General features: G+C 74.1%; 19 protein-coding genes. 9 read left to right on the plus strand and 10 right to left on the minus strand.

The window, feature by feature from the left end:
• Positions 1-48 precede the first annotated feature (48 nt).
• Positions 49-1,164, plus strand: coding sequence for a magnesium and cobalt transport protein CorA (locus F8274_RS15020; protein ID WP_151463006.1), 1,116 nt, complete (start codon positions 49-51; stop codon positions 1,162-1,164).
• Here F8274_RS15020 and F8274_RS15025 read toward each other — a convergent pair.
• Positions 1,131-2,291: a low temperature requirement protein A gene (locus F8274_RS15025; protein ID WP_151463007.1), complete on the minus strand. Its 1,161-nt coding sequence runs from the start codon at positions 2,289-2,291 to the stop codon at positions 1,131-1,133. The genes F8274_RS15020 and F8274_RS15025 overlap by 34 nt on opposite strands.
• Positions 2,288-3,502 carry an MFS transporter gene (locus F8274_RS15030; protein ID WP_151463008.1) on the minus strand — a complete coding sequence of 405 codons (1,215 nt, stop codon included), beginning with the start codon at positions 3,500-3,502 and terminating at the stop codon, positions 2,288-2,290. Before F8274_RS15030 ends, F8274_RS15025 begins: the two co-directional genes overlap by 4 nt.
• A gap of 273 nt (positions 3,503-3,775) precedes the next feature.
• Here F8274_RS15030 and F8274_RS15035 point away from each other — a divergent pair, with 273 nt between their 5' ends.
• The 4 genes from F8274_RS15035 (at position 3,776) to F8274_RS15050 (ending at position 6,939) form a co-directional block, all read left to right on the plus strand.
• Positions 3,776-4,804 (plus strand): DUF4331 family protein, encoded by a 1,029-nt coding sequence (locus F8274_RS15035; protein ID WP_151463009.1) that lies wholly within the window; start codon positions 3,776-3,778, stop codon positions 4,802-4,804.
• Between the two features lie 128 nt (positions 4,805-4,932).
• On the plus strand, positions 4,933-5,343 hold the full coding sequence (locus F8274_RS15040; RefSeq protein WP_151463010.1) for a hypothetical protein: 411 nt from the start codon (positions 4,933-4,935) through the stop codon (positions 5,341-5,343).
• Positions 5,344-5,359: 16 nt separating this feature from the next.
• A complete protein-coding gene (locus tag F8274_RS15045) occupies positions 5,360-5,956 on the plus strand; it encodes a cell wall protein (RefSeq protein WP_151463011.1) in 597 nt (198 codons plus the stop codon).
• Between the two features lie 116 nt (positions 5,957-6,072).
• Positions 6,073-6,939 (plus strand): MauE/DoxX family redox-associated membrane protein, encoded by an 867-nt coding sequence (locus tag F8274_RS15050; RefSeq protein WP_151463012.1) that lies wholly within the window; start codon positions 6,073-6,075, stop codon positions 6,937-6,939.
• Positions 6,940-6,973: 34 nt separating this feature from the next.
• On the opposite strand, the gene F8274_RS15055 is transcribed toward F8274_RS15050, so the two are convergent.
• Complete coding sequence (locus F8274_RS15055) at positions 6,974-9,673, minus strand: M48 family metalloprotease (protein WP_192579839.1); 2,700 nt, start codon at positions 9,671-9,673, stop codon at positions 6,974-6,976.
• On the minus strand, positions 9,666-10,187 hold the full coding sequence (locus tag F8274_RS15060) for a hypothetical protein (RefSeq protein WP_151463014.1): 522 nt from the start codon (positions 10,185-10,187) through the stop codon (positions 9,666-9,668). Before F8274_RS15060 ends, F8274_RS15055 begins: the two co-directional genes overlap by 8 nt.
• Before the next feature lie 113 nt (positions 10,188-10,300).
• On the opposite strand from F8274_RS15060, the gene F8274_RS15065 reads away from it, so the two are divergent.
• From F8274_RS15065 to F8274_RS15075, 3 genes are all read left to right on the plus strand, one after another.
• On the plus strand, positions 10,301-10,522 hold the full coding sequence (locus tag F8274_RS15065; protein WP_151463015.1) for a hypothetical protein: 222 nt from the start codon (positions 10,301-10,303) through the stop codon (positions 10,520-10,522).
• 37 nt (positions 10,523-10,559) lie between these two features.
• Positions 10,560-11,582, plus strand: coding sequence for an acyl-CoA desaturase (locus F8274_RS15070; protein WP_192579840.1), 1,023 nt, complete (start codon positions 10,560-10,562; stop codon positions 11,580-11,582).
• Between the two features lie 90 nt (positions 11,583-11,672).
• Positions 11,673-12,338, plus strand: a complete 666-nt coding sequence (locus tag F8274_RS15075; RefSeq protein ID WP_151463016.1) for a hypothetical protein — start codon at positions 11,673-11,675, stop codon at positions 12,336-12,338.
• A 65-nt stretch (positions 12,339-12,403) separates the two neighbouring features.
• Here the strand turns inward: F8274_RS15075 and F8274_RS15080 are convergent, their stop codons facing one another.
• The 3 genes from F8274_RS15080 to F8274_RS15090 are packed head-to-tail and all read right to left on the minus strand — an operon-like array spanning position 12,404 to position 15,127.
• Entirely contained in the window at positions 12,404-13,303 is a 900-nt protein-coding gene (locus F8274_RS15080) for an SDR family oxidoreductase (protein WP_151463017.1), read from the minus strand.
• 41 nt (positions 13,304-13,344) lie between these two features.
• A complete protein-coding gene (locus F8274_RS15085; protein WP_151463018.1) occupies positions 13,345-13,923 on the minus strand; it encodes a hemerythrin domain-containing protein in 579 nt (192 codons plus the stop codon).
• Positions 13,916-15,127 carry a hypothetical protein gene (locus tag F8274_RS15090; protein ID WP_151463019.1) on the minus strand — a complete coding sequence of 404 codons (1,212 nt, stop codon included), beginning with the start codon at positions 15,125-15,127 and terminating at the stop codon, positions 13,916-13,918. Before F8274_RS15090 ends, F8274_RS15085 begins: the two co-directional genes overlap by 8 nt.
• 552 nt (positions 15,128-15,679) lie before the next feature.
• Between F8274_RS15090 and F8274_RS15095 the strand changes: the two genes are divergently transcribed.
• Positions 15,680-16,120, plus strand: coding sequence for a hypothetical protein (locus tag F8274_RS15095; protein WP_151463020.1), 441 nt, complete (start codon positions 15,680-15,682; stop codon positions 16,118-16,120).
• On the opposite strand, the gene F8274_RS15100 is transcribed toward F8274_RS15095, so the two are convergent.
• From F8274_RS15100 to F8274_RS15110, 3 genes are all read right to left on the minus strand, one after another.
• Complete coding sequence (locus F8274_RS15100) at positions 16,065-16,892, minus strand: HAD family phosphatase (RefSeq protein WP_151463021.1); 828 nt, start codon at positions 16,890-16,892, stop codon at positions 16,065-16,067. The two genes, F8274_RS15095 and F8274_RS15100, sit on opposite strands and share 56 nt — an antisense overlap.
• 49 nt (positions 16,893-16,941) lie before the next feature.
• Positions 16,942-17,256, minus strand: coding sequence for a hypothetical protein (locus tag F8274_RS15105; protein ID WP_151463022.1), 315 nt, complete (start codon positions 17,254-17,256; stop codon positions 16,942-16,944).
• Between the two features lie 304 nt (positions 17,257-17,560).
• A complete protein-coding gene (locus F8274_RS15110) occupies positions 17,561-18,211 on the minus strand; it encodes a hypothetical protein (RefSeq protein ID WP_151463023.1) in 651 nt (216 codons plus the stop codon).
• Positions 18,212-18,319: the final 108 nt, after the last annotated feature.

An 18,319-nucleotide genomic window follows, 5' to 3' on the forward strand; every position in this document is an offset into this window, starting at 1 on the left:
CGGTCGTCGCGGGGGACTCGGCGAGCCGGCCGAGGAGCGGGGGAGGGCGTGGCGGACAAGGGGTTCCCGGCGCCGTCGGAGGGGTTCGGCCGCCGCCTGGACGAGCACGCCGCCGACGGGGGCGCCGCCGAGCCGGAGCGGCCCGCCGGGCTGGTCGACAGCGGGGTCTACGTCGACGGGGTGCGCCGCGCCTCGCCGGTCAGTCTCGCCGACACGTACTCCTGCCTCCAGGAACTCGACCGCGCCATGGCCTGGATCGGGTTGTGCCGGCCGAGTACGGAACAGATCGTCTCGCTGGCCGCCGAGTTCCAGCTCCCGGAGCTGGCCGTCGAGGACGCCATCAACGCCCACCAGCGGCCGAAGCTGGAGCGGTACGGCGACACCCTGTTCGTGGTGCTGCGCGCCGCCCGCTACCTCGACGCGCGCGAGGAGGTCGATTTCGCCGAGGTGCACCTGTTCCTGGGGCCCGGTTTCGTGATCACCGTCCGGCACGGCGGCGCCCCCGACCTGGCCGGCGTCCGGCGGCGGATGGAGGCGGAGCCGGCCGTGCTCGCGCTCGGCCCGGAGGCCGTCCTGTACGCGGTGCTCGACCGGGTGGTCGACGGCTACGCCCCGGTGGTCGCCGGGCTGGAGAACGACATCGACGAGATCGAGACCGAGGTGTTCGGCGGCGACCCGAACGCCAGCCGCCGCATCTACGAGCTGAGCCGGGAGGTCATCCAGTTCCAGCGGGCGGCCCGCCCGCTGCTGAAGGTCGTCGACGCGCTCACCGGCGGTTTCGACCGGTACGGCACCGACGAGGAGCTGCGCCGCCGGCTGCGCGACGTGGCGGACCACCTCACCCAGGTCGTCGAGCGGGTGGACGGCTTCCGGCACCTGCTGCAGAACATCCTCACCGTCAACGCGACCCTCGTCTCGCAGGCGCAGAACGAGGAGATGCGCAGCCTGACCGCCGCCAGCTTCGAGCAGAACGAGGAGATCAAGCGGGTGTCGGCCTGGGCGGCGATCCTGTTCGCACCCACCCTGATCGGCACGGTCTACGGGATGAACTTCGTGCACATGCCGGAACTCGGCTGGCGCTACGGCTACCTGTTCGCCATCGCTCTGATGGCCGCCGTCTGCGGTGCCCTCTACCTGCTGTTCAAGCGCCGCGGCTGGCTGTGAGGCCGGTTCGACCGCCGCCGGTCGAGCAGCAGCATGACGGCCAGCACCAGCACCACCGCGACGAGCTGCGCCCGGGCGTTCAGCCGGGTGCCGGCCGGGACGGTGGCGAGCACGGCCACGCCGGCGACCAGCCGGCTCAGCACCGGGGCGGAGTGCAGCGTGCGGCGCAGGCCCACGATCCCGGCCAGGTAGACGGCCACGCCGCCGGCCAGCGCGAGCGCCGGGCGCCAGCCGGCCGGCTCCCCCGGGTGGGCCGCCGCGGCGTGGATGCCGGCCGCCGCCACCACGATGCCCAGCAGCAGCGGGATGTGCGCGAAGCCCACCCGGAGGGCCAGCCGGGTCCGCTCCGTGCCGGTCGCGGCCAGCCGCTCCTCCGCCCCGCGAGTATCGGTGAAGTACGTCCACCACAGCGCGGCCGGCAGCGCCAGCGCCAGGGCGATGACGGCCACCGTCCCGACGCCGACGTGCGCGGTGTCCACGCCCATCCCGATCGCCACCACGGACTCGCCCAACGCGATGATCACCAGGAGCCCGTGCCGCTCGACGAAGTGCTCCGGCTGGAGCCGGAACAGGGGCAGCACGCGCACCCAGGAGATCCGGGGCACCAGGTACGGGACGACCGACTGGACCGCGAGCGCCGCGAGCCAGCACGCGTAGCGGGCCGCGCCGTCGACGAAGCCGCCTACCAGCACCAGCAGGGCCGACCCCAGGTTGTACACGGCGAGCCGGCTGAGTGCCGACCCGATGCCGGCCCGGGTGAACAGCGACAGGTGGACGGTGATCACCACGAGGTACCCGATGCCGAAGAGGAGCCCGGTGCCGTCGAAGGCGTCCGGCACCGCGACCGCGGCGAACAGGAAGCCGACCATCCCCACGAAGAGCAGCAGCTTCTGCGCGGGCACCCGGGGCGGCACGTGGTTGGCCAGCCACACGTAGCCGTCGAACATCCACCACAGGATGCCGAAGAGCAGCAGCACCCGGCCCAGCCCGTCCGGGGACAGGTCCTCCTCCAGCACCCGGGTGAGCTGGATCAACGTGAAGACGAAGACGAGGTCGAAGAAGACCTCGACGGCGGTCACCCGGTCGGCCGGCGCCGGGTTGCCGGACCCCGGACGCGCGGGTGTCATGAGGATCGAGCATAGACCTCCGCCCCGGGCTCGGGGCCCTTCTGCGGCCGCCGCCCTTCCCCGCGCGAGACGGCCCAGAGCACCACCGTGCCGAGCAGCGCGGCGGCCGGGGCCACCGCCAGGCCGTACCGGAGGTCGGTCGACACCAGCGGGCCGGCGAGCGCGGAGCCGGCGGCGCTGCCCACCACGAACGCCGTGCTCACCCAGGCGAACGCCTCGGCCACCGTGCCCGGCTCGGCGAGCCGCTCGGCGGTGAGGAAGATGGCGGTCAGCAGCGGCGGCAGCGCGAGCCCGCTGACCACGAGCAGGCCGGCCATCGGGACCGGGCCGGGGGCGAGCAGCAACGGCAGGAAGCCGACCGTGAGCGCGGCGGCGAGCAGCGGCAGCCGCCCGGGGCCGCCCGGCCGGGCCCGGGTGTAGAGCAGGCCGCCGGCCAGGGCGCCGGCCGCCTGCGCCGCGAGCAGCCAGCCGCTGAGCCGCCGGTCGCCGGCCGCCTCGGCGTAGCCGGTCACCGCCACCGCGATGCTCCCGACCGCCGCGCCGACGCCGACCACGCCGGTCATCAGCACGGTGAACCGGGGTACGCGCAGCGGGCCGGCCCAGTGCCGCACGGCCGGCACGCCGCGCCAGGCGCGGACGGCGGGGCTGAGCGCGTACGCGGCGGTGCCGACCAGCTGCAACACCCCGGCGGCGACCAGCCCGGCGGGCGGCCCGGCCAGGGTCACCGCGAGGAGGGTGACCAGCGGGCCGACCACGAAGATCACCTCCTGCACGGCGATGTCCAGTGTGTACGCCGTGGGCACCGTGGCGGGCGGCAGCATTGCGGGCCAGAGGGTACGCAGGCACGCCTCCAGCGGCGGCGTGCCGAGCCCGGCCACCGCCGCGCCGACCACGGCGCCGGTGAGGTGCCCGCCGGTCAGCGCCACCGCGCCGAACCCGAGGCCGGAGAGGACCGCGGCGGCCCACAGCACCGGCGGCTGCCGCCAGCGGTCCACCGCCCGGGCGAGCAGGGGCGTGCCCACGGCCATCCCGGCGGTGTACGCGGCCACCAGCAGGCCGGCGGCGGCCAGGCTCAGCGACTGGCGGGCGAAGAGGAGCAGGGCCAGCGGCCCGCTGGCGGTGGGCAGCCGGCCGACCTGGCTGCTGAGGAGGACCCGGAGGACCTGGGGTGCGCGCAGCACCGCCCGGATCCCGGAACTGTCGACGGACATGGGGCATCGCTCCCGGTGCGACGTGAGAGGGAAGAGGGGGCGTCCGGTGCCGGGACGCCTCAGGGAGCGAAGTCGGCCCGCTCGTGGTCGTTGCCGTAGAGCGGCAGGGCAGGGGTGAGCCACTGGGCGTACGCGGCCGCCGCGGCCTCCACCGGGATCACCCGCCGACGGTAACCCACCCGGGTCCCGGCGGAAGGTCGTCGATCGGAACTTTTGCGGCGTTATGCCCGGCTAGGCTCGCGTCAGCCGTGCCAGCCGACCCGGGAGACAGCCATGTCGCACCACCTCGACACCCCGCTCGCCGCCCAGAGTGGCCAGCTCTACCTCGACGACCTCTACGTCTTCGACGGCGAGCGCGGAACCGTCCTGGTGATGGACGTCAACAGCTCGGTGACCCGGGCCGACATCAAGCCCGGCTTCCACCACGAGGCGCGGTACGAGTTCAAGGTGCACGTCGACGGCAGCGAGATGGAGGAGCTGACCTACCGGGTGGCCTTCGGCGAGCTCGACGGCCAGGGCCGGCAGGAGCTCACGGTGCACGCCCTCACCGGCGCCGAGGCGTACGACGACGGCGCCACCGGCACGGTCGTCGCCCAGGGCCGCACCGGGGAGGAGGTGACCGGTGGCACCGTGCGGGTCTGGGCCGGGCGGATCACCGACCCCTTCTACATCGACCTGGACCAGCTCGCCACGGTCAACGACGCCTTCAAGAACGGCGCCCGGCTGGACCGCTCCGCCTGGCGCCCGGAGAACGCGAAGAACACCTTCGCCGGCACCACCGTCGACTCGATCGTGCTGGAGGTGTCCCGGGACGAGCCGATGCTGTCCGTCGACACCCGCATCGGCGTCTGGGCGGCCACGAAGCTCGCCACCGACGCCGGCGGCTGGCGCCAGATCAACCGTGCCGGCCACCCGATGATGTGGCCGGTCTTCTGGCCCACCGACACCGACTTCTCGAACCCCGCCAACACCCGCCACCCCTGCGAGGACCTGCGGGCCGACGGTGCGGAGATCGCGTCGACGGTCGCCCGGGTGGTGGCGGCCAACGGCACCGCGCCGGACCCGGGCGCGTACGGCTGGAGCGTCGCCCGCGAGCTCTACCCGGATGTGCTGTCCTACCAGGTCGGCACCCCGGCGAACTACGGGTTCGCCGCCCGCAACGGGCGGACCATGGCCGACAACGTGCCCGAGGTCATGTTCTCCCTGGTGCTCAACACCGGCATGACGTCCGGCCTCACCCCCGACGTCACCACGGACGCCCGCGCCGCCTCCTTCCCGTACGTGGTGCCCACCGGGAAGTGACCCGCTGAGCGGTTTCCGCCTGTAGGAAATCTTCGCCCCGCCTGTTGACGTAGATGGTTTCTGTCATAACAATCGCCATCTATATCGACATCCATCGTTGTCGGTCAACGATCGGGAAGGAGGTATCCATGGCGGCCATACGAGGCGAGGTGTCCTGGTTCTGCTGCGGCACCGCCTGGGGACCGTGCGGCACCGCCGGGGGCGGCGCCTGTGGCACCTGCAGGTCGGGCAACTACCAGCACGCCTGGCCGAACACCTCGGACGCGTGCTGGGCCATCACCCACCCGGACACCTGCGGGCTCAGCATGAGCCGGCGGACCTGCGGCTTCCGCCACTACACCACAAACCTCTGCAACGGCGCCCGGGTCGGCACCACCATCGCCGACTGCGGCCCGCAGACGGACCTGTTCTGCGGCGAGCGCACCTGCTGCGGCTCGGCCTGCGGCAGCAACCGCATCATCGACCTGACGCCGGCGGCGTTCAGCGCGATCGGCAGTCTCTCCGTGGGGCTGCGGCCCTGCTCGGTCGACACCGTCTGAACGGGAGGGTTCCGTCATGCCGCACACCCTGGACCGCCGCCGCCTCCTCGCCACCGCCGCGCTCGGCGGCGTGGTGGGCGCCACCGGACTCGGCTCGCTGGCCCCCGACGCGGCCTTCGCCGCCGGGCCGGCGACCGTCGAACCCGGCGCACCCGACCCGAACTTCGTCGAGGGCCGGATCAGCAAGATCTCCGGCCACCTGCTGCTGGTCACCGGATCCGACACCGTGCTGCACTCCATCCGGATCACCGACGGCACCAGCATCTGGAAACTCCACCCGACCACGTTCGACCAGGTGGCCATCGGCGACGGGCTCTACGCCCGCGGCGTCCGCCTGCCCGACGGCACGCTCGCCGCCGACTCGGTCTGGGTGAACATCGTCAACCTGCACGCGCACATCGCCGCGGTGGGTCGCAACCTGCTCCACCTCGACCACAAGGGCCAGCGCATCGTCGCCCACGTCGTGCCCGGCCGGTCCGCCGCCGTCTACAACGGCACCCCGGCCATCAGCGACCTGTCCCTGCTCCGGGTGGGCCGGCACGTCCAGGTGCTCGGCGCCTGGCACCCGGACACCAACGAGATCGACATCGCCACCGTCTACGCCGCCGCCTGACCGGTACGCCCGACGGCTCCAGGTCGCGGCGCGCCGCGACCTGGAGCCGTCGCAGGGCGGGCCGCACATCCGGACCGCCCGGGCGTCACCCGTCGGCCCACCCGAGGGGAGAACCCATGATCGAGATGATCGCGGCGCTGCAACCGCTGGTCGTCGGCGCGGTGCTGATCTGGTCCGCCCGCGTGAAGCTCCTCAACCGGCACGCCGCCACGGTCGCCCGGCGGTCCGCGCTCGTCCGGCTGGTCGGGGAACACCGCACGCTGCCCGCGTACCGGCTGCTCGGTGCCGTCGAGCTGATCCTCGGCGCGCTGCTCCTGCTGCCGCCCGCCCTGCGGCTGGAGACCGCCGCCGCGACCGCCGTGGCCGTCGGCTTCCTCGGCTACCTGGCGTACGCCCGCCGGACCGCACCCACCTCGTCGTGCGGCTGCCTGAGCAGCCGCCCGACCCCGATCTCCGGTCGCAGCCTCGGGCGAGCCGCGCTGCTCGTGGCGGCGGCCGGTCTGGCCACCCTGGCCCCCGGCGACTGGCCGGCCGCGCTGACCGACCGTCCCCTGGCCGGCGGGGCCGCGTTGCTGGCCGAGGCGGCGGCCGTGGTGGCGCTGTCCCCCGAACTGGACGCCGCCTGGCTGCTGCCACTGCGCCGGCTGCGCGCCCGGCTGACCAATCCGCTGCGCGGCGGCACCGGGCTGCCGCTGCTCGCCACCGTGCAGCAGGTCCAGCTCAGCGACCCCTACCGGCGGGTCGCGCCGTTGCTCCGCTCCGACGTCCGCGAGCACTGGGACGACGGCGAGTGGCGCTTCGTCGGCCACGCCGCGCACTACCAGGGCCGGCCCGCCACGGCGGTCTTCGCCGTCCCGCTGGTCGACGGCGGGCCCGACGCGGTTCGGGTCGCCGTGGTCGACGACGCCACCGGGCAGACGCTGCTGGCCCTGGCCGGCGCCGGGCAACCCGCCGGCCCGCGGCTCGACGTGGTGCCCGCGTAGCGGGCGGACGGGACCACCGGCTCCGGTGGTCCCGTCACGCCGGGCTGCGGACGAAGGTCTCCTCGCCCCACGACCCGTCGTCGCCGTCGAACCGGATCACCAGCTCACCCGGCCCGCACCGGTACGCGCTGGCCGAGTCGTCCACCACCGTGGTCACGTCGGCCTCCCGCCCGTCCACCCGCAGCAGCGCGAGGTCACCGGTGGTCACCACGTTCCGCTGGGTGTACCGCCCGGCCCGGGCCGTCCACCGGTAGGTCTGGGTGCCCCGGTGCACCCGCTGGACCGTGTGCCCGTTCAACGTCCCCTCGGCCACCGAGAGGTCGTAGAGATCCGTCGCCGTGCCGTCGGCCCGGTACGCGGTGGCGAACCCGGTGGTCGCCCCGCTGGTGAGGTCGACGCTCGTGGCCGTGCTCAGCCCGGCCAGCCGTCCCAGGACCGAGTTCGTGGCGACCTGCGCGTGGTAGCGGCCCGCGGCGAGCCGCCACACCCCGACCAGGCAGCTGTCCCGGTCCACCGGCACCGTGGGGCTACCCGGCCCGTCCGCCGTGACGACGGCGGCGGCCAGGCCGAGCAGCACGGCCGCGGCCGTCGCCGAGGCCGGCCAGCGCCCGGAGCCCAGCCCGGCCAGCGCGGCCGTCGCGGCGGCGCCGAGCGCCGCGGCGAGCGTGGCGAACACCGGGGCGACGAGCAGGGCGTGACCCAGCGCCCGGGCCACCGCGGCCCGGCCGGGCCCCGCGCACCCCGCGCCCGAATCGCAGGAGAGCAGCACGCCGGCGGCCAGCACCGCCGGCGCCAGCAGCACCCCGGCGGTGAGCGCCGCGAGCGTGCCGTGCCAGATCGACAGGCGCGGGCCGGCCACGACCGCCACCGCGGCGGTGGCCTCGACCAGCGTCACGGGCAGCAGGGTGTGCCCCTCGACCAGGCCGCGCAGCGCCGCCGGCCCGAGACCCGGATCGCGGGCGGCCACCGCCGCGCCGGCCACCACCACCGGCAGCGCGACGGCGGCCACGATCCCGGTGGCCGCGCCGACCCGGAGCGCGCGCCGTGCGGTGGCACCGGTCGCGACGAGCGGAAAGAGGGCAGCGGCGAGCGGGGCGGCCAGCAGGTAGGGCGCCTGGTCGGCGAGGACCCGCACGTGCAGGGCGAGCGTGTCGGCCAGCGTCACGACGGTGACCCGGTCCGGGTGCCCCTCCCGGGCGGCAAGCAGCCGCAGCATGCTCAGGTCGCCGTCGGCGAACCAGGCGTCCAGCACCAGCAGCGCGCCGAGGAAGCCGGCGGTCAGCACGGTCGTCGCCAGCGCGGCGGCGGCCCAGACGCGCCGCACCGCGCGGCCCTCGGCGTGCCGGGGGAGCCGGCGCAGCCAGGCGTCGGCGCCCAGCGCCACCCATCGACCCAGCAGGGCGCCGCCGGCCACGGCGCACAGCGACAGCAGCAGCTCCACCCACCAGACCGGCCGGTCGTCGGCGTACCCGGCCGACCAGGCCAGCCGCCGGCCGACCAGCAGCCCGACCACCAGCGCGACCCCGAACACCGCACCCCGGACGGGCCGGCCACCGTGCCGCCGGGCCCACCACGCCGACCGCCAGAGCGCCCCGGTCAGCACCAGCGCGAGCGGGGCCCCGAGCAGCAGCCCCGCCGCCTGCGAGCCGCCGGTGACCGGGTCGAGCCCGGCCAGCGGGCGCGGCAGGTGGGACAGCAGGTCCACCAGCGGCGGCGCGGCGATGCCGGCCGCCAGCCCGGCGCCGAGCGCCTCGACCGGCCGGGCGGACACCAGCCGCCGGGGCCGGTCCAGCTCGTCGGCGCGGGCCCGGGCCAGCGGGTGGAACCGGAACAGGGCGGCCAGCCGGTCCCGCCACCCGGTGGGCCGCAGCCCGACGTCGAGCAGCGCCCGCGCGGTCGCCGCGTCGTCGCCGCCCAGCCGGGCGTCCGCGGCGAACTCGCGGGCGCGCAGCACCGACCAGGCGGACACCTGCACCACCACGGCGAACAGCGCCAGCCGCCACACGTTCCGGGCCAGGTCCGGCGCCCGGAGCGCGCCCAGGAAGGTGACGGCGGCCGGGGCGACCACGCCCAGCGGGAACGCCCACGCCAGCGCGACGGTCAGCCGGGTCAGGTCCACGTCCGCGTTGCGCAGGTGCGCCAGCTCGTGCAGCACGACGGCCCGGAACCGCGCCGGGGCCGTCCGGTGCGCGTGCACCAGGCCCAGGTCGAGCCGGACGTACCGGGTGGCGACCGTGCCGAAGGTGTTCCCGCTGACCCGGGCCGAGCGGGACACCACGAAGGTGGGCGCCCGCCGCAGGCCGGCCTCCCGCACCAGCGCCGCCAGGTCGGCCCGCAGCGCCTCGGTGCCCGGCACCCGGTCCAGCCGGCGCAGGCCGCGCAGCCGTCGCTCGGCCCACGGAGCGGCCAGGTAGACCAGCGCGGTCACCGCCACGAGCACCGCCAGGCCGATGAGCATCTGCCGCAGCACGTCCGCGCCGAGGGTGCCGAGGCACCGCTGCACGGCGGCCGCCGACCCGGCGTCGACCGTGCCGGCCCGGACGTCGATCGGCGGCGGCAGGCCGGCCAACCCGGCGAGGCAGACGGCGCGCTCCCGGGTGACCGCCGGATCGATGAGGACGACCTGCCAGCCGAACATGCTGGTCCCGACCACCGCCGTCACCACGGCGACGAACCGGCCCAGGGTGGCCGAGGGGAGTGGCGGGTGCGGGCTCCCCGGCCGGGACTCAGCCACCGGTGGCATCCGTGCCGAACCGGGCCACGAACGCCTCGCGTACCGCGTCGCGCAGGACGGCGACCTGGTCCTCGGTGAGCTCCCAGCGAGGGTCGCGGGCCGCCGCCGTGACCGCCTCCTCGATCCGCAGCAGCTGGCCCGGCCGCAGCCGCAACGGCAACTCGGGCGAGCGGCGGGACGGCCACCGCCGGCGGAGCGCGCGAAGGCCACCCCGGGCGGCGTCCGTGGCCTCGGCCTGCACGGCGTCCCGCAGCGCCGCGAGGCCGACGCCGCACAGCACCATCACGTACGGCAGCACCGGTTCGACGACCTCGGTGAACCCGCCGCCGCCGGCCTCCCCGCCGCCCACCCGGACCAGCGCCCCGGGATCCCGCCGCCACCGGCCCGGCCGGCGCCGGTGGGCGGGGGCGAGGAGGGGCAGCAGGTGCTCCTCCTCGGGCGCGATCGCGCGGATCGCCACGCGGACGAGATCGTCCTCGCTGCTCGTGTCCGGAGCGGACCTCGTCGGGATCATGCCGTCGCGCCTCCTGGCCGTGGTCGGGAAGCGGCGGCTTCCGGCGTCAGGGTAGGGCGGAGCACCAAGGGTGACGATCAGCAATCGGACAGTAACCGCGCACGGATGACTCGATGACCTCGATCGGCTGGGTGCGGTGGCACCCTCTGCGGCGTACGGTGAGCATGCCGCCGGGCGTGCACGACCACGCCGCTCCAGGCATCGCCATGAGTTCCGATCATTCTCCGACGCAATGCGGCAATCCGCCCCGGGCAGGCTCGCCGTTGCTGAAACTGAAGGTGACCGGGGCGGCCAACCTCGGCACCCGGCACGGCCGATCGGGCCGGCGCCGCTGATTCAACCATCGGGGCAGGGACCGGCAGGGAGGCCGTCGTGAGCGACACCAGCATCGGTGCCGAGCCACGGCGGGGCAGCGACTACGCCGACCTGTCCCGGGAGATCCGCGCAGCGGGCCTGCTCGAACGGCGGCGAGGCCACTACGCGGTACGGATCGGTCTCGTCGTCGGCTGCTACGCCGGACTGTGGGCCGTGTTCGTCCGGTGGGGCGAGTCGTGGTGGCAGCTCGTGCTCGCGGTGGCCCTCGCCGTGGTCTTCGCGCAGGCCGGTTTCATCGGCCACGACGCCGGTCACCGGCAGATCGCCCGCTCGCGACGGGCCAACGACCTGATCGGTATCCTGCACGGCAACCTGCTGACCGGGATCAGCTACGGCTGGTGGGTGGACAAGCACAATCGGCACCACGCCCACCCGAACACCGAGGGCAAAGACCCTGACATCGGGGTGGCGCCGCTGTCCTTCAGTGCCGACCAGGCCCGGCGACGGCGCGGCGTCGCCGCGCTGATCGCGCGTCACCAGGCGTACCTTTTCTTCCCGCTGCTCCTGCTGGAAGGCCTGCACCTGCACGCCAACAGCGTGCGGGCCGTCGTCCGGCCGCGCCCCCTGCCGCGCCGGCCCGCCGAAGCCGCGCTGCTGGCCCTGCACCTGGGCGGCTACCTCACCACCGTCCTCCTGGTCCTGACCCCGGCGCAGGCCGTCGCGTTCATCCTGGTCAACCAGGGTGCGCTCGGCCTCTACCTCGGCAGCTCGTTCGCTCCCAACCACAAGGGCATGCCCATCCTCGACGCCGAGGACGACCTCGACTACCTGCGGCGGCAGGTGCTCACCTCCCGCAACGTGCGCGGCGGAAGGTTCGTCGACACCGTGCTCGGCGGCCTGAACTACCAGATCGAACACCACCTGTTTCCGAGCATGCCGTGCCCCAACCTGCGTCATGCCCAGCCGTTGATCCGGCGGTTCTGCGCCGAGCACGGTCTCGACTACCACGAGACCAGCCTGGGTCGCTCCTGGGCGGAGGCGCTGCGCCACCTGGACGACGTCGGCTCCCGTGCGGGGTAGGGACGGAGCACGCGTGGTGAGGACCGGCAAGCGGAGCGCAACCCACGGTCGGTCGGACGGGTCCTTGTGGAGGGTTGTCATCATCGATGCGTGACGTGGAACGACCTGGCCCCTCCCAGAAGCTCTCCACCGGCCGACGAAACGGCGGCTGCCCGCGCCGACAACCGCACCAACCTGCTCGTCGCGGAATACACCGCCATCCGGGCCGTCATGGCGCAGAAGTCCGCCGCGTCGCACGCCCTCGTCGGCGCCTACCTGACCGTGGTGGCGGTGATCCTCGGGTTCGTGGTCGCCAACCGGGCCGACCCCCGCCTGCTGCTCGCCGTCCCGGTGCTCGCGGCGATCTCCGGGATCACCATCCTCCGGCGCCGGCAGGATCGTGAGGCGGCGAACAGGTACATCCGGGAGGTCCTCCGGCCGGTCGCCCTCGAGTGCTCCGGCGACGACCGGGTCTTCCGGTGGGACGACTTCTACGCGCAGCAGAGGGGCTCCCGGTCCCTGCTCTACGAGTTCGGGTTGCAACTGGTCTTCCCGCTGTCCGGGCTCGTCTGCCTGTTCGTGACCCTTCCGCTCCTGGCCTCGGTCGCGGAGTGGTTGGCCTGGCTCGGAGGGCTGAGCTTCCTCGTCGCGCTGATCTCCGCGTACGTCCGGCAGAACCGGAGCCAGCTCGCCCGGACGGTGTCCGGCTCCCGGGCCCTCGCTCGCCGCCTGGCGTCGTCGCTGCGGGGGCGGAGCAGGAACGGCCGTCGTTCCTGACCGGCAACCGGCCGGGCCGCCCGCGCGCGAGGCGTGGGCGGCCCGATCGAGGCTCCGGTCGCACGTCAGGCCAGCGGCTTGCCGCCGGTGACGCCGAGCACCTCACCCGTGATGTAGCTGGACTCCTGCGAGGCGAAGAAGACGTACGCCGGGGCGAGTTCCGCCGGCTGGCCGGCGCGGCCCAGCGGGACGTCCTTGCCGAACGACTCGACCTTCTCCGCCGGCATGGTGGCCGGGATCAGCGGGGTCCAGACCGGTCCGGGCGCGACGGCGTTGACCCGGATCCCCTTGTCGGCCAGGCCCTCGCCGAGACCCTTCGTGAAGGCGATGATGCCGGCCTTGGTGGTGGCGTAGTCGAGCAGGTCGGGCGAGGGCTGGTAACCCTGGATCGACGCCGTGTTGATGATCGTGGACCCGGGCCGCAGGTGCGGGACGGCGGCCTTGGAGAGCCAGAACATCGCGTACAGGTTGGTCTTGAGGACCCGGTCGAACTGCTCGGTGGTGATGTCGGTGATGCCGCCCGGCTGCGACATCTGGTACGCCGCGTTGTTCACGAGGATGTCGAGGCCGCCCAGCTCGCTGACGGCGCGCGAGATGATCTCGGCGCAGTGCGCCTCGTCGCGGATGTCGCCCGGGACCGTCACCGCCTTGCGACCGGCCTTCTCGACCAGTTCCGCCGTCCGGCGCGCGTCGTCCTCCTCCTCCGGCAGGTACGCGATCAGCACGTCGGCGCCCTCGCGGGCGAAGGCGATGGCGACCGCCCGGCCGATGCCGGAGTCGCCGCCGGTGATCACCGCCCGCTTCCCGGTGAGCCGGCCGCTGCCCTGGTAACTCTCCTCGCCGTGGTCGGGCTCGTCGGGCATCTCCCGCGTCGTGCCGGGCGCCGACTGCTGGCCGCCGGTCTGCTCGTCCGGTCCCCGGTACTGCTCCTGGGGATCCTGCTGCTGGTACTGGTCGCCGCTCAACGTCCTGTCCTTCCTTGTTCTCCTGAGCGCGTGTGGTGGGGTCAGCCGGCGGACGGCTTACGGAGCGCGTCGCGGACCCGGTCCACGACGGCCAGCGCGGGACCGGCCGCCAGGTTGCCCTTGGCCGACTGGGCACTCGGGTGCGGCCGGGTCGGCGCGGTGGCCTCGGCGGCGCGGACGGCGCCGGCGAGGGTGCGCAGCCGGTCGCCGGGCACGTGCTGGCGTAGCTGGGGGAACTCGTAGCGCTCCTCGTAGCGGGCGTGGGTGAGCACCGCGTCGCGGAGCAGGATGATGCCCGTGTCGAAGCCCTCCGCGTCGACCCCGCCGGCGATCAACGTCTTCAGCGTCTCCTTGGCCTGGCGCTCCTCGGCGAGCCGGTCGTCGACCATCGCGTCGCCGCCACCCGGCAGGTTCCGGGCCAGCGGATGGATGACCTCCTCCTCGGCGGTCTCGTGCACGGCGAGGAGGTGCACCAGCTCGTCGAAGGCCTCCCGGCGGGTGTCGCCGGTGCTGCCGATGACCAGCAGGAAGAGCTGTTCGACGCGCGCGTGCTGGGCGAGCAGCAGGTCGACCACGTCCTCCTCGGGCCCGGGCGTGGCCGGGGCGCCCGTCTCAGGCATCGGTGCCTCCCTCGGCGCGCAGCCGCTCCACCGGGTGCGGCCCCTCGGTCTCGATGCGGTACTCGTCACCGAGGCGCTCCCGGTGCATGTCGATGACCTGCTCGGTGGGCGGCTTCTGGCCGTCGTGCAACTGCTGCTGCATCCACTCGAAGCGCTCGTGCGCCTCCTGGACGTAGCCCTCGCCGAGCTTGGTGACGTCGATCTGGGTGGCCAGCAGGTGGCGCAGGTACTCCTTGTTCGGTTCGAAGGTCAGCGGCTCGGGCAGGCCGGCGCTGCCGACGATCTCCTCCGGCTCCCGGCCATCGTGCCGGCGCAACAGGTCGGCCGCCTGCTGGAGGTGGGCCAGCTCCATCTGCAGGTGCAGCTCCCACACCGCCTTGATGCGCGGGTCGCTCTCCTGCTGGAGGAAGGAGTAGTAGAGCCAGCATTCGTTGTATTCGTGGGTCAGCAGCCGCTCCCACCAGCTCTCGCCCGGGTCCAGCAGCGACTCGTAGTGGGTGACGTGCTCCTGCTCGATCAGGCTGATCTCCTGGTAGAGCTGGCGCGCGATCGGCTCCATGTACTGCGGGCCGACGTTCATGTAGTAGAACATCACCTGCTGCTCGGCGGAGAGGATCGTCAGCGCGTTCAGCTTTGAACGCGGGTCCACCGAGTTGCGGTCGTAGGGGGTGCGCACCTCGTCGAACGGGTGCCGGTGCTCCTGCACGGTCGGCCGGCCCGGCATGACCTCCGTGAGGCCGTCGACCACCTTCTCGGCCTTGCGGCGCTCGACCATCTCGTAGAGGTTGGCATAGCGGTAGAGGTGGTCGAAGTCCTCCAGCACACCGAACTCGTACGCCTGCTTCAGGTAGGGGTCGGGCTCGTGCCGGGCCAAGGCGGTCAGGTCGACGGCCACCTGCTCGTAGCCGAGGGTCGTCTCCAGCACGCTCGCCACACCGGGCAGCAGCCAGTTCACCACCCGCTGCTGCTGGTTCTCCACGTACCGCACGTACGCCAGCTGCCGGCGGACGTCCTGGTCCGGGCAGACGCGGGCGAACTGGTGCTGGAAGTTGATGGCCTCGACCTCGATGCCGTTCATCGTGATGATGCGGCAGCGGGTGTAGGGATCGACCGCCTCGGGGTCGATGGGCTCGACGTTCAGTTCGCGCCAGTTGCGGATCTGGCTCTCCAGGGGGATTCCCTTGTGGTCCAGTGGATTGAACATGTTTCTCCCATTCGCGTCGGGGTGCGCTTGTCAGCTCCTACCCGGACTCTTCGCCCGGAACCGTCCAGAGGGGTCTTTTTGTCGAGCAGTCGGACTCGTCGCCGGGCCCGTGGCGGACGGTCGGCCGCCGACCGTTGCTCGTGTCGATCTCGCCCCGGACGGTGATCACCTTGGTGGATCCGTCGCAGCAGCTCAACGACAGCGACAGGACAGGTCGGCCGGGTCCGGGCCGCGCCCGGACGGCCCGGGCCGGCTTGCCCGCGTCGAGGGGAACAGGTCTGTCGACATGGCGCCTCCGACCGGGGGATGCACCCGCTCACCGACCCGGGGGTGCGGCAGCGGCGGTCCTTGGGCGCTCTTCTTGACCCGCGGAGATCCCTACCCCGGGACGCGGGGCGTACACCTCCTCCGGCGCCGCCCGTCCCGCCGCGGCCGCCGCTCGTCGACGCGCCGGACCGGCGCAGGTTTCGGGCCCGACCCGTGAGGAAGTGTGAATCGCACCGTCTTCGATGGAGGTAGGTCGCCGCGATCGTCGCGGGCGCCGCCGCGGCGGTGACCGGCCGGCTGCTCGCCGGACCCGCGCCCGCCGGTGAGCTGGCGATCCCGGCGGTCGTCGGCGGCCTGGCCGCCCTGGCGGTGGTCCTGGTGCCGCGCGGCGGATGCCGGTCGTGCTGGCCGGCGGCGCGCTGCTCGCCGGCCCTGCTGATCCAGGGTGCGCCCCGGCCAGCGTTGGCCGTGCTGCCGTGGCTCGCCGTGGTCGGTGCGCACGTGCACTTCAGCGCCCAGCGGCCGAGCAGTGTGGGTCGGCTCGCCGACCGGGTCGGCCGGCTGCTGCGGTCGGTGACCGTGCCGGCGGCCCGGCTGGTGGTCGGCCGCACCACCTGGGCACTGACGGCCCGCCCGGCCGGCCCCGGCGAGCGCCGTGGGGCCGTGCCGGTCAGGGGGCGCCGACCGCCGGCAGCAGCAGGTCGGCGAGCTCCCGCCACGAGGTGACCACGGCGAAGACCCCGGCCCGGCGCAGCGCCTCGATCCGGTCGGCGCGTTCCGCCTCGGGCACGAACATGACATTGCCGACCGTGGGGAAGCCGGCGGCCACGGCGGACCGTGCGCCGGGCACGGAGTCCTCCACGGCCAGCCCCTCCGCGCCGCCGCAGCTCAACTCCCGCCCGGCGTGCAGGTAGATCGCCGGGTCGGGCTTGCTGGTGGGTACGGGCAGCGAGTCCTCGGCGCTGTAGCGCCGCTCCACCGGAATGAGCCCGGCCAGTCCGGTGGCGACGAAGCAGGCCGCCAGCCGGCTGCACGCGCTGCTGCTCACCGCGGCGAGCGTGACATGCGGAGCGAGCTTGCCCAGCACGTCCCGCACCTCCGGGTCCGGCCGCAGCACCTCGCCGAGGTGGGCGCTGACCCGGGCCTTCTCCTCGGCCACCCAGTGCTCCAGGGCGGCGGCGGTCAGCACCGGGCGGCCGTCCAGGAGCGGTCCCGGCGCGACGATCGCCTCCGGGCGTCCGCCGGCCACGGCGGCCTCGACGGGTACGCCGGAGGAGACGCAGAGGTCCACGGCCGTGGTGCGGAAGCTCTTGCCGGTGGTGCCGAGGCGCAACTGCTCGGCCGTGAGCGTGCCGGGCACCCCGTACGCGGCCAGGAACGCGTTGGTCACCTCGACCGAGGCGACGAAGGCGGGCTCCTCGGACGGGAAGAGGTTGCCGTCGGCGTCGCAGAGCAGCACCCGCACCGCGGACAGGTCGACGTCGGAGAACTGGATCACGAGCGGACTCCTCGGGAGCGGGGACGGGTTCCGGCGGGTGGACACGGTGTCATGCGGCGGGCAGGAGCTGGTTGGCCAGGTGGTCGCAGGTGGTGGCAGCCGGCCCGTAGGACTCCAGGTCCCGCAGTGCCCGGTCCAGCGCCCGGACGAACTCAGGATCCTCGCCCAGCTCGCCGAAGACGGACCGCTCGCCGAGCAGCGGGCGCGGGTCACCGTGGGCGGCCGGACGTTCCGGTCGGTCGGCAGGTCGGAGCTGGGTCGGGGTGCCAGGTGTGCTGAGGTCACGGCGAGGCCTTTCGGCTCCGCGCGCGTGGCATCGACCTGCTGCGTTGCGGTGCAGCGGGGAACGGTCGTCGTCGGGCACGGGAGCGGCGGGGTTGCGGAGAGTCGTCCGGGGCCGCTTCTTGACCCTCGACCGTGTGGGCCCCCTGCTACCCGCCGGCCCACGGCGAAAACATGATCGTTGCGCGGGTCACCCGGCCCGCGACGCCCTCGCGCTCAGGACCGTCCGAGGATGCCCGCACCCCGGGGGCAACGGGCCCACGTCCGAGCGCCGCCCCGGGCGCAGCGCGGCGTGGCGCTGCCCCAGCCCCTGCCACACCGCGGGCTTCAGCTTGCGAGCCGAGCTACCCGCCGCCCGGGGCGATACACCTCGCGTCCCCGGCCACCTATGCCGACATCGCCGCGTACGGGCAGATCGCCGGCCGGGCGGGGTTGCGCCCGGGCTGGCGCAGCCCCGGGCTCCGCCACATCGGCCAGGTGGTGGTGCCGTCGGGGAGCCTGAAGGGCTCATGGGCGACGTAGCCGTGGCGGGCGTACAGGTCCCGCTCCGCCGGGGTGTTCGCCTCCGTGTAGGTGGGGAGCCGGGCCTGGCCCATGCGGGCGTTGCTGGCGGCCAGCAGTGCGCCGGCGCGTCGGATCCGGTGCGGCTGTGCGGTGACCGCGAAGAACGCCAGGTGGTTGTGGGGATCGGCGGGCCGGTGCGCGCCCAGGACGTCGTCGAGCTGAAGGAAACGGTCCAGGTGGTCGGCGCAGGCCACGGCGAGGCGCTCGCCGTAGCCGGTGGGCGCGGGGGTGGGGCCGTACCGGTGGAGCCAGACGGCGGCGGCGGAATGGTCCTGCAGGAGGTACGCCTCGCCGGAGAGGAGAGCGTGTTCGGTCCAGACGCGGACGACGGAGGTGAGCACGGCCCGCCGGCGGCGGTCGTCGGGCACCAGCCAGGCGCCGGTGGCACTGTCGGCGAAGGGGCCGGCGACGAGATCGACGATGTCGTGGACGTCGCGCCATCTCGCGCGGCAGACAGGCAGGGTGTGGTTCACGGAGTTCTCCCGGTGACGGATGCGGTTGGTCGCGGTGGTTCGCCAGCCCCCGGCCCTTTCGGGAGTCCCTGGTGGGCGTGGCGGTGGGAGGCGACGCCGGCCCGGGGG

This window comes from Micromonospora sp. AMSO31t (assembly GCF_008868175.1).
Lineage (GTDB): Bacteria > Actinomycetota > Actinomycetes > Mycobacteriales > Micromonosporaceae > Micromonospora.